Origin of the sequence: Streptomyces sp. BA2 (assembly GCF_009769735.1) — a bacterium.
Taxonomy (GTDB): Bacteria; Actinomycetota; Actinomycetes; order Streptomycetales; family Streptomycetaceae; genus Streptomyces.
The window spans coordinates 1092432-1105387 of the sequence record NZ_WSRO01000002.1 but is presented as its reverse complement, the minus strand read 5'-3'; the positions used below and the strand labels follow the sequence as shown (position 1 = coordinate 1105387).

The following is a 12956-nucleotide window of genomic DNA, read 5'->3' as shown; positions in this document are numbered from 1 at the left end:
AGTCGCTGTGTGCACCGGCAGTACCGAGCCTGTGGCCTGCGGCGACACAGGACCAGTGACGTAAACGCCAGGTTCCACTAGATTTACGTCATGCCTTCCCCGCGTCCCGCCCGCCCCGCCGCTTCGGCGTCCCCGTTGCGCGTGGCCATCACCCTGCTCTCGCCGTCCTCGCTCTTCGAACTCGCCGTGCCGTGCGCGGTGTTCGGCCAGGACCGAGGTGAGATCCCCTCCCCGGGTTATGAGTTGGTGCTGTGCCAGACCGTGCCGGGCGCGCACCACGCGGTGGGCGGGCTGCTGCTGGAGAGTCCGCACGGCCTGGAGGCCCTCGGCTCGGCGGACTTGGTGATCGTCCCCGCCTGCGTGATGGACGGATACGAACCGCCTCCCGCGCTTCTCGACGCGCTGCGCGAGGCCCACGACCGCGGGGCCAAGATCGCTTCCCTCTGCTCGGGCGCGTTCGTGCTGGCGGCGGCCGGGCTCCTCGAGGGCCGTGAGGTGGCGACGCACTGGATGTACGCCGACGAACTGCGCCGCCGCCACCCGGGGGTCAGGGTCAACGACCACGCCCTCTACATCGACGACGGATCGATCCTGACCAGCGCGGGCACGGCCGCCGCGCTCGACCTGTGCCTGCACATCGTGCGCGGCGACCACGGCGCGGCCGCCGCCGCGGAGGTGGGCCGCCGGATGGTCGTGGCCCCGCACCGGGAAGGTGATCAGGCGCAGTACGCCCGGCCCAAGGTGCCGGCGGGGCAGGCCGCCGCGGCCTCCGCCGGTCTTGCCCCGGTGCTCGACTGGGCCCTGACGCGGCTGCATCGGCCGCTGCCCCTCGCCGAACTCGCCGCCCGCGCGGGCATGAGCGTACGCACCTTCGAACGGCACTTCGCCCGCGAGGTGGGCACCACCCCTTTGAAGTGGCTCAACCAGCAGAGGGTCACCCACGCACGCGCGCTCCTGGAGACCACCGACCTGCCCGTCGACACCGTCGCCGAACGTGCCGGTCTGGGCACGGGCGACGGCCTGCGCCAGCACTTCCACCGCCTGCTCGGCACGACTCCGGCCGCCTACCGGCGTACCTATCGCGGCATGCCCGGCTGACGTCGCGCCGAGGCTAGGACGCGGGCACCAGCCGGGTGACGAGGTCGTGCCACCCGGCGTCCACGCGGGCGAGCGGCATGCCGAGCTCGACAGTCAGGTGGTGCACGAGGACGCTGTCGATGGAGCCGAGCAGGGTGTGGGCGAGCAGCTCGGCATCGCCCGCGACGCCCGCCTGGCGCAGCAGCATCGTGACGTGCGTGAGCCGCAGCCGGTTCGCCGGGACGGCGTAGGTGCGCAGCGGATCGGTCCGTGAGGACAGGATCAGTTCGTGGTGGTCGCGTTCGTGGCGGATCAGGGCGGGCCCGAACGCGTGCAGGCGCTCCCGGGGCGGGGCGTCGGGGCCCAGCGGGGCCGGGCCGGAGAGGAAGGCGGCCTGGAGCTGCTGCTCGCGGTGGTCGAGCAGGGCGACGAGGAGTCCGGTGCGGTCGCCGAAGCGCCGGAAGACGGTCCCCTTGCCGACTCCGGCCGCCGCGGCCACCGCGTCCATGGTCAGCTGGGCGGCTCCACACCCCGCCATCAGCTCTGAGGCGGCTTCAAGGAGCCGCGTGCGGTTGCGCGCCGCGTCGGCCCTGAGCGACGGCGGTTCGCCGGCCGGCGTGAGGGTGAGCTCAGCCGCCCCGCCCGGTGTGCCGGGCGAGGGGAGTGGCGGGGGAACGGAGCCGGTCATGGGTCCAGCGTAGCGCTCCGAACAGCTAAGTGGACCGCGGTCCGGATAGGTGGTACAACTTTAAACGGACCCCGGTCCGCTTGATTCGTTTCCCGTATGTGAGTTCCGTTCCGTCCGCACTTCTCAGGAGTTCCGCCATGTCTGTACGCATCCTCGCCCTCGTCGGCAGCCTCCGCGCCGGCTCGCACAACCGCCAGCTCGCCGAGGCCGCCGCGAAGCACGCGCCCGCCGATGTGGACATCGAGCTGTTCGAGGGCCTCGCGGACGTGCCCTTCTACAACGAGGACATCGACGCCGAGGACAGCGTCCCGGCCGCAGCGGCCCGCCTGCGCGAGGCAGCGGGCAGCACCGACGCCTTCCTGCTCTTCTCGCCCGAGTACAACGGCACCATGCCGGCGGTCCTCAAGAACGCGATCGACTGGCTGTCCCGGCCGTTCGGCGCCGGTGCGATCTCCGGCAAGCCGGTCGCCGTCGTCGGCACCGCGTTCGGTCAGTACGGCGGCGTGTGGGCGCAGGACGAGGCCCGCAAGGCCGCGGGCATCGCAGGCGGCGCGGTCATCGAGGACGTCAAGCTGTCCATCCCCGCCTCCCTGACGCGTTTCGCCGAGACCCACCCGGCCGACGACGTGGAGGTGGCCACGGCCCTCACCGAGGTCGTCACCCGCCTCACCGAGCAGGCCGCGCCCGCCGCTGCCTGACGCTCCGGCGAAAAGCACTTACGTGGCAGCGTGACCGGAAGATAGTTTGCCAACACCACGTGTCCCGCGAGGAGTTGAGTGAGATGCCCGGTCGCTGAAGCGCGCGTTGACGTCGTAGGCCGCCATCGGCCTGTCATCGCGTGCTGCCCATGAGCTGCGGCACGGCGAACCTTTCGCTGCCTCAAGGGGTCCCTGTGCCGTCCGCTTCTCCTGCCGTTCCCGCCCGCCCTCCGTCGGGCCTGTGGCGGGACGCCGACTTCCGCAGACTCTGGCTGGGGCAGACCGCCTCGCAGCTCGGGGCGCAGGCAAGCCAAGTCACCCTGCCGCTCATCGCCGTGGTGGCACTCGACGTCGGCGCCGGCCAACTCGGCGCCCTGCGCGCGGTGGAGCAGGCGCCGATCCTGCTCTTCTCGCTCTTCGTGGGCGCGTGGGTGGACCGTCGGCGCTCCCGCGACGTGATGGTGGTCGCGGACCTCGGGCGCGCTCTCGCACTGGGCGCGATCCCTCTCGCGTACGTGCTCGGAGTGCTCGGGATTCCGGCGCTGCTCGTGGTCGCCTTCCTCATCGGTGTCCTCAGTGTGTTCTTCGACGTCGCCTACCAGGCCTCGCTGGTACGGCTGTTGGACCGCGACCGTTTGCCGGCGGGCAACAGCGCGCTCGAAGGCAGCAGATCCGCGGCACAGATCGGCGGGCCCGCGCTCGGTGGCGCGATGGTGTCGCTGTTCTCCGCTCCGGCCGCCGCTGTCGTCGGCGCGTTCTTCTTCGCGCTGTCCTTCCTCTCCATCCGGCGCATCCGCCGCCGCGAGTCGCTGCCCGAGCGGGCTGCGCGGGCCGAGCGGCTTCCGGGCATCTGGCGACAGGTACAGCAAGGCCTTCGCTTCGTCGCCGGCAATGCGTCGTTGCGGGCCGTCGGTCTTGCCTCGGCCCTCTTCCAGTTCTCGTTCGCGGCGGTGATGACCGTCTACCTGCTCTTCCTGCCGCGCGAACTGCACCTGTCCGGCATGGCGGTCGGTCTGGCGCTCGCCGCCATGGGTCCGGGCGCGGTGGTGGGTTCCCTGCTCGCGGCGAGGCTGCCGGAGAGGTTCGGCTACGGCAGGGTGGTGGTGGCCTCGGCGGTCATCGCCGACGGCGTGATGCTCTGCGTGCCCGCCCTGCACGGGTCCGCGGCCGTCACCATCGGCGCGCTCATGGCGGTCAACTTCGTCTTCGGCGTCTTCGGCCAGTTGGTCAACGTCACGCTCATGGCCGTCCGCCAGGCCATCACACCCGTGCCGATGCAGGGACGGGTCGTCGCGACCGTCAACTTCGCCGGCATGGGCCTCACGCCCGTCGGATCGCTGCTCGGTGGCGTGCTGGCCGGCGCGTGGGGCCTGCGCACGAGCCTGCTGCTGACCGCCGCCTGTCTGGCACTGTCCCCGCTGTTCATGGCCCGTTCCCCGCTGGCGCGCCTGGGCGACCGGCTTCCGGAAGAGGACGACGTCCCGCGCGAGCGGCCGGCGTCCTAGATTGGTTCTCATGTACTCGACCCAGGTGTCCGGACATGTGAACGCCCCGCGTTCGGCCGTCTACCAGGCGCTTCTGGACGCGGACGCGATCGCGCGCTGGCGCGTGCCGGACGGCATGAGCAGCCATGTGCACACCTTCGACGCCCGCGAAGGCGGTCGGTTCCGCGTCTCGCTGACCTACGACGCAGCGTCCGGCGCCGGCAAGTCGGCCTCGCACACCGACACGTACCACGGCCACTTCGCGAAGCTCGTACCGGACGAGCAGGTGGTCGAAGTGCTCGCGTTCGAGACCGCGGATCCCGCCCTGCGCGGCACCATGACCATGACGACCACGCTCACCGACGCGGACGGCGGAACCGACGTCCTGGTCCTGCACGAAGGGATCCCCGACAGCGTGCCCGCCGCCGACAACGAGACGGGGACGCGCATGGCGCTGGCGAATCTTGCCCGGCTCGTCGAGGAGACGCGGTAGGCGCCGCGCAGCGGTAAGGCGCCTCAGCTCGCGCGGGCCTCGGACCTGCCGCGCAGGGCCGCCGCCAGCGTGACGGCGGCGAGCAGCAGAAGCGCGGGCGCGAGCGCGGCGGCCGTGCCGTGGTTGAGCTGGAGCAGCCCGCCCGCGAGGGCGCCGGTGAACATCGCGGCGACGGACACGGACCTGCGCACGGACGCCGGGCCGAGCCGGTCGGAGGCGAGGCCCGTCAGGGTGCGCGTGAGGACGGTGGTGGTCAGATCGGGTACGGCGAGCTTGCCGACCACGGCGTTCTGCACGCCCATGCCGAGCGCGAGCAGCACGATCAGAACGTGTTTGGCGTCGGCGGCGAGGTCGAGCAGCAGGGCCGCCGCCACCAGCACGGCATGCGCCCCGACGAGGAGCGCGAAGAGCCACAGCGGCCGCGCGACCCGCGGCGCGATCCGCCCGCCCGCCCACGCGCCCGCCACGAACGCGCCGACCGCGAGGAGCGAGGCCGTCGCGGACAGCTGCACGTCGCCCGCGAGCGCGAACCCCAGGAAGACCACGTTGCCGGTCATGTTGGCGACGAATACACGGTCGAGGCCGAGATAACTGACGGCGTCGACAAGGCCGGTGACGAAGGTCAGCACGACGAGGAGCGGAGGCAGTACGCCGTGATGGCCCTCGGTGCCGGGGAAGAGGCGGACGGCCGCCCGGTCGAGCAATGAGTTCATACCGTTTCTTCGGCAGGCACGGCCCGTCGCCCGACCCGCCCGTGCCTGCCGTTCACCTCACCGCCTCCAGGCCCGGCGCACGTCGCCGCGGAGATCCTCACGCACCGCCCAGCGGCGGCCGATGACCATCGCGGCCCGGCGATGAGTGTCGTACGGAGCCCAGCCGGGATCGCCGGCGCGCGCGAAGCGGATCCACGCGGCGTGCATGCGGGGAGCCAGGTCGGCAGGAGGGCTGCCGGGACCGAACAGCGCGGCGGGACCGCGCAGTCGGGCCGGGTCGAGGCCGAAGACGAAGGGGAGTTCCATCGTGTGGGTGGCGCCGAGCAGCCCGTCGAAGGCGCCGGAGCGCCAGTCGAACAGATAGCTGTACGTGGCGCCGGAGGACCGCTCGGCGTGAGCATCGGCCAGGGCCCAGCTGCCCTTGCCGAACAGCGCGTCGCCCATGACGGCGGAGCGCAGCTGTCCGGGGGCGGCCCCGGGGTGCGCCGCGCGGTAGGTGTCGACGAGCAAGTCCGGTTCGGAGTGGGAGCGTTCGGCCGCGGCCCGGACGTCGGCCATCGTCGAGGTGGCGTAGGCACCGGAGGGGACGAGATAGAGGTTGCCTTCCTCGGCATTGGTACCGATGAGGAGATCGATGCCGGTGCTGCCGAGCCCGGCCGCGACGGCGTCGGCGGGCTGGCGGTCCGCGACCACGCTGAAGGGACTGAGCCCGATCAGCGGGTCGTACGCGGTCGTGGTCCGCAGGTCGATCCCGCCGAGCCGGGCCGTGGCCTCGACCAGGCGCACGTCGGGGACGGCCTCGAAGGCGTCGGCGCGTGGCGCGATGCCCAGGGCGGCCGCTGCCGCCTTCGTCACCCGGGCTGCCTGTTCGGGCGAGAAGACGCCCAGGCCGCTGCCGCTCTGCACGATGGCGCGGCGCACGAGGCCCCTGCTCTGCGGCACGGCGATGACGGCACCGGTGAGGGTGGCGCCGGCGGACTGACCGAACAGCGTGACCTGGCCGGGGTCGCCTCCGAACGCCGCGATGTTCTCCCGTACCCAGTGCAGGGCGGCGATGACGTCGAGGAGACCGCGGTTGCGCGGCGCTCCGGGCAGGTCGAGGAAACCGGCCATGCCGAGGCGGTAGTTGACCGTCACCAGTACGACGCCGCTTCGCGCGAAGGCGGTGCCGTCGTACAGGCTCGCCCTGGTCGAACCCGCCACGAATCCTCCGCCGTGCACGAAGGCCATGACGGGCAGGGCCTCCTTTGGATCTTGGTGCTCGGGGTGGTCGGGGGCCCAGATGTCGAGGGTGAGGTAGTCCTCCCCGGGGACCCAACCGGGGCCGAAGTAGGGCGACATGTCGATGCCGCCCAGGTTCCGCTCGGCCTGCGGTGCGGTCGGCCCCGCCGCGGTCGCGTCCCGGACGCCGTGCCACGGGGCGTGCGGCTGAGGCGCGGCGAAGCGTCCGGTGAGGGCCGGGGGCGCGGCGTACGGGATGCCGCGGAAGACGGTGACGCCCGCGTGCCGGGCGCCGGCGACCATGCCCTGCGCCGTGGTCACGGTGCGGTTCTCGGCGGTCATGCCTTCGCCACCAGCCCGTCGCGCACGTACGGAGTGAAGGGAGCCCACCCCTTGATGGCGAACGCACTGCCCGAGCGCTCGACCTCGGCGGCGCCGTGGCCTCCCAGGTGCGCGGGAACGACGAGCGCGTTGTGGTCCGCGGCCCAGCCCAGGATGCGACGGCGCGTGGCGCGGGCGCCGACGGGGTCCTCGCAGAAGCAGCTGTTGTGGTCCGGATCGACGAGCTGGACGGGACTATGCAGCATGTCGCCGACGAAGACCGCCCGGTCGGTCCCGCCGGCGAGGGTGAGCACGCTGGATCCGGGGGTGTGTCCGGGGGCCGCTTCGAGGCGCAGGTTGGCGTCGATCCGGTGGTCTCCATGCCACAGGTGCACCTGTCCCGCCTGATGCACGGGGGCGACGCTGTCCTCGAAGACGTTCTGGTTGCCGCGGCCGAGCAGCGGCTTGTGACCGTTCTCGGGGTTCCAGAAGTCGTAGTCGTCCTTGGGCAGCAGATAGGTGGCGTTCGGGAAGGTGGGGACCCAGTCCCTGCCCTCCAGGCGGGTGTTCCAGCCGACGTGGTCGACGTGCAGATGCGTGTTGATCACGATGTCGACGTCCTCAGGGGCGACACCGGCACGCCCCAAGTCGGCCAGGAAACCGGTGCGCAAGTGGCTCCACACCGGGGAGTACGGGCGCTCCTTGTGGTTGCCGACGCCGGTGTCGACGAGGATGGTCTTCCCTTCGCTGCGCAGGATCCAGCTCTGGACCGCGGAGTTGACGATGTTCGTCCGCGGGTCGAGGAAGTGGGGCGCGTGCCAGGCGTCGTTGTCGCGCCAGGCGCCCTCCGGGGCGGTGGGGAGGAATTGGCCGGGCGTCATGCCGACGGGGCCGTAGTACTCCTTGACGCGGGTGACGGTAACGTCGCCGAGTTCGATCTGTTCCAGCGGTTCGATCTGTTCCATCGGGGTGCTCCATGGCCGGGGGACGGGCTTCGGATCACCACCGTCGTCGTGTCCGCGCAGGTCAGCCAGACCCGCCGCTGCCTACCCCGGACAGGGTCAGGCTGCCGCGCGCGGGCCGATGCAGACTGGGGGACATGAGCGAACGAGGCAGGCTCGGCGACTTCCTGTACGCGCGACGTTCCCAGCTGCGTCCCGCGGACGTCGGCCTGAAGGACTACGGCGACCGGCGGCGCGTGGCAGGGCTGCGCAGGGAAGAACTCGCACTGCTCGCCGGCGTCAGCGCCTCGTACTACACGAGACTGGAGCAGGGCCAGTCGGTCGGGGCCTCCCCGGAGATCCTGGATGCCGTCGCGCGGGCCCTCTGCCTCGACGAGGCGGAGCGCAGGCATCTGCACGACCTCGCCGACGCGGGCAGGAGGCGGACCTCGGCCCGCCGACCGCGGGCCGAGCAGGCGGGGGCCACCACGCTCCATCTGCTGAGCACCCTGGAGAGTGTTCCGGCGCTGGTCAGCGGCCGTCGCACCGACGTGCTCGCCTGGAACCGTCTGGGCCACGCGCTGTTCGCGGCGCACCTGAGCCCCGAAAGCCCCCAGCGGGCCGCCGAGCGACCCAACCTCGCCAGGATGCTCTTCCTCGACCCCCACACCCGTGCGCTGTACGCCGACTGGACGGCGAAGGCCAAGGCCGTCGTCGAGAATCTGCGGATGGTCGCAGGACGCCACCCCGACGACACGCTGCTGACCTCGCTCATCGGTGAACTCACCGTCAAGAGCCCCGAGTTCGCCGCCATGTGGACCGGCCACCGGGTGCACCCCTGCGACTTCGCCCGTTACGAGATGCGCCACCCCCTCGTCGGCACCCTCACCGTCACCCAGCAGAGCCTCCACCTTCCGCAGGCGGAGGACCAGCACCTGGTCCTCGCCGTCACGGAGCCCGGCTCACCGTCGAGGGAAGCGGTGACCCTCCTCGGGCAGGCCGCAACCGCCGACGACCACCCGCGTGCCGAGGCCGAGCGGGTCGACGCCGAACGGCCCGAAGGCCGCACCCACCTCCACGCGGACCGGCCCTAGGACGGCAGCGGTCCGCGCCGCCTGACGCGTTCGCACGACTGACGGCGGCTCCCGGCTCTCCGCCGATCCGGGGGCCGCCGCGCTTGTGTGGCTCCGCCTTCCCGTGTCAGGTCGTGTTCACCCTGCGGCCCTCCTTCGCCGCCGCGCCGATGCATACGAGGCCCAACAGGAGGGTGAGGCCGCCGATGATGATGTTGGTGAGGATGACGCCCGCGTCAGGGTTCGTGCCGACGACCCACGGCGACACGATCATCCATACGCCCATGGCGCACATGGCCCAGCTCAGGCCGTACATCCTGGCAGGCGCGACGGTGAATCCGAGGCCCAGCAGGCCGATCGCGATGCCCATGATGAGGTTGTGCGTCGTGAGGACTGGCTGGCTGGTGGTGAAGTGGACCACCCACGGGGAGATGGCACAGAAGAGACCCGTGAGGAACACAGGTCCATCCACGAGCGCCACATCTTTACCACCGAGTACGCGGGCGTATCGATCCCGCATTTCGGATACGTCAGGGTGAGCGGCTATGTCTCCCCTGTGTGAGACGTCGGCCATGAGACTCGTCTCCTCTGCTTGGTGCAGGCCTGATGACCTCGCGCGGCGGAATGTCGCACATATCCATTCTGCTCTTATTTTTTCTTTATGCGTACTCGTGGCCGATCAGCGGCTCTCAGGCCGCCGCCCGTACGGGGGACCAGAACGCGCCGTCCCACGCCCCGGCCGCTGGAATGAACACGTGACCGCGCCCCCGGACGACTGCCTAGCGCGCAACGAGTGGATCTGCGGTGAGTATCTGAGCACCCGCCGCCAGATCATCGTCGACGCGGTCCTCCAGCATCTGGAGCTGACCGCCGTCTCCATCCTCATCGCGCTCGTCATCGCCGTACCGCTGGCCGTCGTCGCCCGCCGATGGGCCCTGGCGGCAGGGCCCGTCCTGGCGCTGACCACGATCCTCTACACGATCCCCTCGCTCGCGATGTTCTCGCTGCTGCTTCCCGTGTACGGCCTCTCCGCGTCCCTCGTCGTCGCGGGACTCGTCCTGTACTCCCTGACGCTGCTCGTCCGCAACATCCTGGCCGGACTGCGCGCCGTCCCCGAGGACACCCGGCAGGCCGCCCGCGGCATGGGCTACGGACCGATCCGGCTCCTCCTTACCGTCGAACTGCCGCTCGCGCTGCCCGCCGCCATGGCCGGCCTGCGCATCGCCACCGTCTCCGCGGTCTCCCTCGTCACGGTCGGCGCGATCGTCGGCTTCGGCGGGCTCGGCAACCTGATCTACACGGGCATGAACACCTACTTCAAGGCGCAGGTCCTGACCGCCTCCGTGCTGTGCGTCGTCATCGCCGTACTGGCCGATCTGCTGCTCCTCGGCGTGCAGCGGATCCTCACTCCGTGGACGAGGGCGGCCCGCTCATGAACACCATCAGCGACGCCTGGCAGTGGCTCACCGACTCCGCGCACTGGGCGGGCGACGACGGCATCTGGCACCGGCTCACCCAGCACCTCGTCCTCACCGTGGTCTGCCTGATCCTGAGCTGTCTGATCGCGCTGCCGGTCGCGCTCGTCCTCGGCCATCTCGGCAAGGGCGGTGCCCTCGCGGTCAACATCTCCAACGTCGGCCGCGCGGTACCGACCTTCGCGGTTCTCGTCCTGCTGCTCCTCACCCCCATTGGACGGTGGAGCGAGGGCCCGACCGTCGTCGCGCTCGTCCTGTTCGCCGTGCCGCCGCTGCTCACCAACGCGTACGTCGGGATGCGCGGCGTCGACCGCAGCGTCGTACAGGCCGCGCGCGGCATGGGAATGACGGGGCGGCAGATGCTGTGGCGGGTCGAACTGCCGCTCGCGATGCCGCTGGTCCTCAGCGGGGTGCGGATCGCGGCCGTGCAGCTCGTGGCCACCGCCACGATCGCGGCACTCGCCGGCGGCGGAGGTCTCGGCCGGATCATCACGGCCGGCTTCAACCTCGCGAGCACCCCGCAGGTGGTGGCGGGCGCCGTGCTGGTCGCCGTGTTCGCCCTGATCGTCGAGGGGCTCTTCGAGATCGGCGAACGGCTCGCTCCCGGCGGGGCGCGGGGGAGAGGGCGGACGGGATGAGGCGGCGCGGGGTACGGGTCGCCGCGGCGGGGACGGCGCTGCTCCTGTCCGGCTGCTCCTCGGGCCCGTCCCTGGAGACCCAGGGCGAGGTGACCGCCCCGCCCGGCGACAGTCATCACCTGGTCGTCGGTTCCGCGGGATTCACCGAGAGCGACCTGCTCGCCCAGATGTACTCGCTGCTCCTGCAGAAGGCCGGATACGGGGCGGAGGTCCTCTCCGTGGCCAACCGCGAGCTGTACGAACCCGCCCTGGAGTCCGGGCAGATCGACGTCGTCCCCGAGTACGCGGCGACGTTCGCGGACTGGCTGAACGCCAAGAAGAACGGCGCTGACGCGAAGCCGGTCGGCTCGCCCGACCTGGACGCCACCATGAAGGCCCTGCGCGGCCTCGCAACGCCGCGCGGCCTCACCGTCCTCGACCCGGGCAAGGCCGTGGACCAGAACGCCTTCGCGGTCACGGCGTCCTTCGCCGAGCAGCACCGCCTGAAAACACTGAGCGACCTCGGCAAGTCCGGCCTGAAGGTACGCCTCGCCGCGGGCGACGAATGCGTGCAACGCCCGTACTGCGAACCCGGCCTGAAGAAGGTCTACGGCATCGACATCACCTCCGTCGACCCCAAGGGCGTGGGCACGACACAGGCCAAGAAGGCCGTGCAGAGCGGGCAGGACCAGATGGTCCTGACCACGTCGACGGACGCCACGCTCGACAACTTCGGCCTCGTCCTGCTGAAGGACGACAAGAAACTCCAGAACGCCGACTACATCGTCCCGGTCGTCAACCGCTCCCGCGCGGGCAGCGAGGGCGTCTCGAAAGCACTCGGCCGCCTCAACTCCGTACTGACGACGGCGGACCTGGCGTCCATGAACGAACAGGTGGACAGCTGGCGACGGCTGCCGCAGGACGTGGCACGGACCTACCTGGAGGAGAAGGGGCTGCTGTAGGCGGTGCGGTCTGAGGGGCAGAGGCCTACGCGTCGGCCACCGAGTCGAACTCCACCTCGTCCCGAGCCACGCCCTGCGCGTCCGCGTCCACCGAGCGGCGCAGCGCCTCGTGCAGCTTGGCCGGGGTCAGCACGCCGAGGAAGCGAGCACCGTCGAGGACCGCGACCCAGCCCGCGTCGTGCTGCAGCATCACACCGAACGCCTGCTTGAGCGGGGCGCCCACAGGGACCCACGCCTTCATACGGTGGGCCAGATCGCCGACCCTGCCGCCCTCGCCGGCGAGGGCCACCTCGTCGATGCCGACCCAGCCGTGCAGATCTCCGTCCGTGTCCAGGACGACGGCCCAGCGGGCGTCCTCCTCGCGCAGCCGGGCCGCGGCGTGCGCGGCGGGCTCGTCGAACCTCACCACCGTCGGCTGCTCCAGGTCGTCCGGCTGGATGTCGGTGACCGAGAGCCGCTTCAGGCCACGGTCGGAGCCCACGAACCCGGCGACGTACGGCGTCGCCGGAGTGCCGAGCACGGCACCGGGCGTGTCGTACTGCTCGATGCGCCCCTGCCCGTACACCGCGATCCGGTCACCGAGCCTGACCGCCTCCTCGATGTCGTGCGTGACCAGGAGAACCGTCTTGCGGACCGTCGCCTGCATCCGCAGGAACTCGTCCTGCAACTGCTCGCGCACCACCGGGTCGACCGCCCCGAAAGGCTCGTCCATGAGGAGCACGGGCGGATCGGCGGCCAGCGCACGTGCCACGCCGACGCGCTGGCGCTGCCCGCCCGACAGCTGCTCGGGATAGCGGGAGCCGTACGTCTTCGGGTCGAGGCCCACCAGGTCGAGCAGCTCGGCCGCCCGAGCCCGCGCCTTCGCCTTCTTCCAGCCGATCAGCGCGGGGACGGTCGCCGTGTTGTCGAGGATCGTCCGGTGCGGGAAGAGCCCCACCTGCTGGATGACATAGCCGATACGGCGGCGCAGGCGGACCGGGTCGACGTCCGCGATGTTCTCGTCGTTCACGAAGATGCGGCCCGCGGTCGGTTCGATGAGGCGGTTCACCATCATCATCGTGGTCGTCTTGCCGCACCCGGAAGGCCCGACGAGCGTGACCAGTTCCCCCTGAGCGACCTCGAAGGACAGGTCGTCCACGGCCATCGTGCCGTCCGGGTAGCGCTTGCTCACCTGCTCGAACCGGATCATGCAC

14 protein-coding genes are annotated in these 12956 nt (G+C 71.1%); 8 read left to right on the top strand and 6 right to left on the bottom strand.

The features are described 5' to 3' along the window. The first annotated feature begins 141 nt into the window (after positions 1-141). Positions 142-1098 (top strand): GlxA family transcriptional regulator, encoded by a 957-nt coding sequence (locus E5671_RS07610; protein ID WP_443032779.1) that lies wholly within the window; start codon positions 142-144, stop codon positions 1096-1098. Between the two features lie 13 nt (positions 1099-1111). On the opposite strand, the gene E5671_RS07605 is transcribed toward E5671_RS07610, so the two are convergent. Beyond that, the gene (locus E5671_RS07605) at positions 1112-1765 is read right to left on the bottom strand and encodes a TetR/AcrR family transcriptional regulator (protein ID WP_160503076.1); all 654 of its coding nucleotides are present in this window, start codon (positions 1763-1765) and stop codon (positions 1112-1114) included. A 137-nt stretch (positions 1766-1902) separates the two neighbouring features. Here E5671_RS07605 and E5671_RS07600 point away from each other — a divergent pair, with 137 nt between their 5' ends. The 3 genes from E5671_RS07600 (at position 1903) to E5671_RS07590 (ending at position 4440) form a co-directional block, all read left to right on the top strand. Beyond that, positions 1903-2463, top strand: a complete 561-nt coding sequence (locus E5671_RS07600) for an NAD(P)H-dependent oxidoreductase (RefSeq protein ID WP_160503075.1) — start codon at positions 1903-1905, stop codon at positions 2461-2463. Positions 2464-2612: 149 nt separating this feature from the next. Then, the gene (locus E5671_RS07595) at positions 2613-3968 is read left to right on the top strand and encodes an MFS transporter (protein ID WP_160503074.1); all 1356 of its coding nucleotides are present in this window, start codon (positions 2613-2615) and stop codon (positions 3966-3968) included. Positions 3969-3978: 10 nt separating this feature from the next. Beyond that, positions 3979-4440 (top strand): SRPBCC domain-containing protein, encoded by a 462-nt coding sequence (locus tag E5671_RS07590; RefSeq protein WP_160503073.1) that lies wholly within the window; start codon positions 3979-3981, stop codon positions 4438-4440. A 23-nt stretch (positions 4441-4463) separates the two neighbouring features. On the opposite strand, the gene E5671_RS07585 is transcribed toward E5671_RS07590, so the two are convergent. The 3 genes from E5671_RS07585 to E5671_RS07575 are packed head-to-tail and all read right to left on the bottom strand — an operon-like array spanning position 4464 to position 7642. Further along, positions 4464-5153: a YoaK family protein gene (locus tag E5671_RS07585; RefSeq protein ID WP_160503072.1), complete on the bottom strand. Its 690-nt coding sequence runs from the start codon at positions 5151-5153 to the stop codon at positions 4464-4466. A gap of 57 nt (positions 5154-5210) precedes the next feature. Further along, positions 5211-6716, bottom strand: a complete 1506-nt coding sequence (locus E5671_RS07580) for a carboxylesterase/lipase family protein (RefSeq protein WP_160503071.1) — start codon at positions 6714-6716, stop codon at positions 5211-5213. After that, the gene (locus tag E5671_RS07575; protein WP_160510041.1) at positions 6713-7642 is read right to left on the bottom strand and encodes an MBL fold metallo-hydrolase; all 930 of its coding nucleotides are present in this window, start codon (positions 7640-7642) and stop codon (positions 6713-6715) included. Before E5671_RS07575 ends, E5671_RS07580 begins: the two co-directional genes overlap by 4 nt. A gap of 152 nt (positions 7643-7794) precedes the next feature. On the opposite strand from E5671_RS07575, the gene E5671_RS07570 reads away from it, so the two are divergent. Beyond that, positions 7795-8730, top strand: coding sequence for a helix-turn-helix transcriptional regulator (locus E5671_RS07570; RefSeq protein WP_160503070.1), 936 nt, complete (start codon positions 7795-7797; stop codon positions 8728-8730). Positions 8731-8836: 106 nt separating this feature from the next. On the opposite strand, the gene E5671_RS07565 is transcribed toward E5671_RS07570, so the two are convergent. Beyond that, complete coding sequence (locus E5671_RS07565) at positions 8837-9283, bottom strand: SPW repeat protein (RefSeq protein WP_160503069.1); 447 nt, start codon at positions 9281-9283, stop codon at positions 8837-8839. 181 nt (positions 9284-9464) lie between these two features. Between E5671_RS07565 and E5671_RS07560 the strand changes: the two genes are divergently transcribed. From E5671_RS07560 to E5671_RS07550, 3 genes are read left to right on the top strand one after another with little or no spacing between them, the layout of a single operon-like run. Beyond that, on the top strand, positions 9465-10145 hold the full coding sequence (locus E5671_RS07560) for an ABC transporter permease subunit (RefSeq protein ID WP_160503068.1): 681 nt from the start codon (positions 9465-9467) through the stop codon (positions 10143-10145). Further along, complete coding sequence (locus E5671_RS07555; RefSeq protein WP_160503067.1) at positions 10142-10822, top strand: ABC transporter permease; 681 nt, start codon at positions 10142-10144, stop codon at positions 10820-10822. Before E5671_RS07560 ends, E5671_RS07555 begins: the two co-directional genes overlap by 4 nt. After that, a complete protein-coding gene (locus E5671_RS07550) occupies positions 10819-11763 on the top strand; it encodes an ABC transporter substrate-binding protein (RefSeq protein WP_160503066.1) in 945 nt (314 codons plus the stop codon). Before E5671_RS07555 ends, E5671_RS07550 begins: the two co-directional genes overlap by 4 nt. 25 nt (positions 11764-11788) lie before the next feature. On the opposite strand, the gene E5671_RS07545 is transcribed toward E5671_RS07550, so the two are convergent. After that, on the bottom strand, positions 11789-12952 hold the full coding sequence (locus tag E5671_RS07545; protein WP_160503065.1) for an ABC transporter ATP-binding protein: 1164 nt from the start codon (positions 12950-12952) through the stop codon (positions 11789-11791). Positions 12953-12956 lie beyond the last annotated feature (4 nt).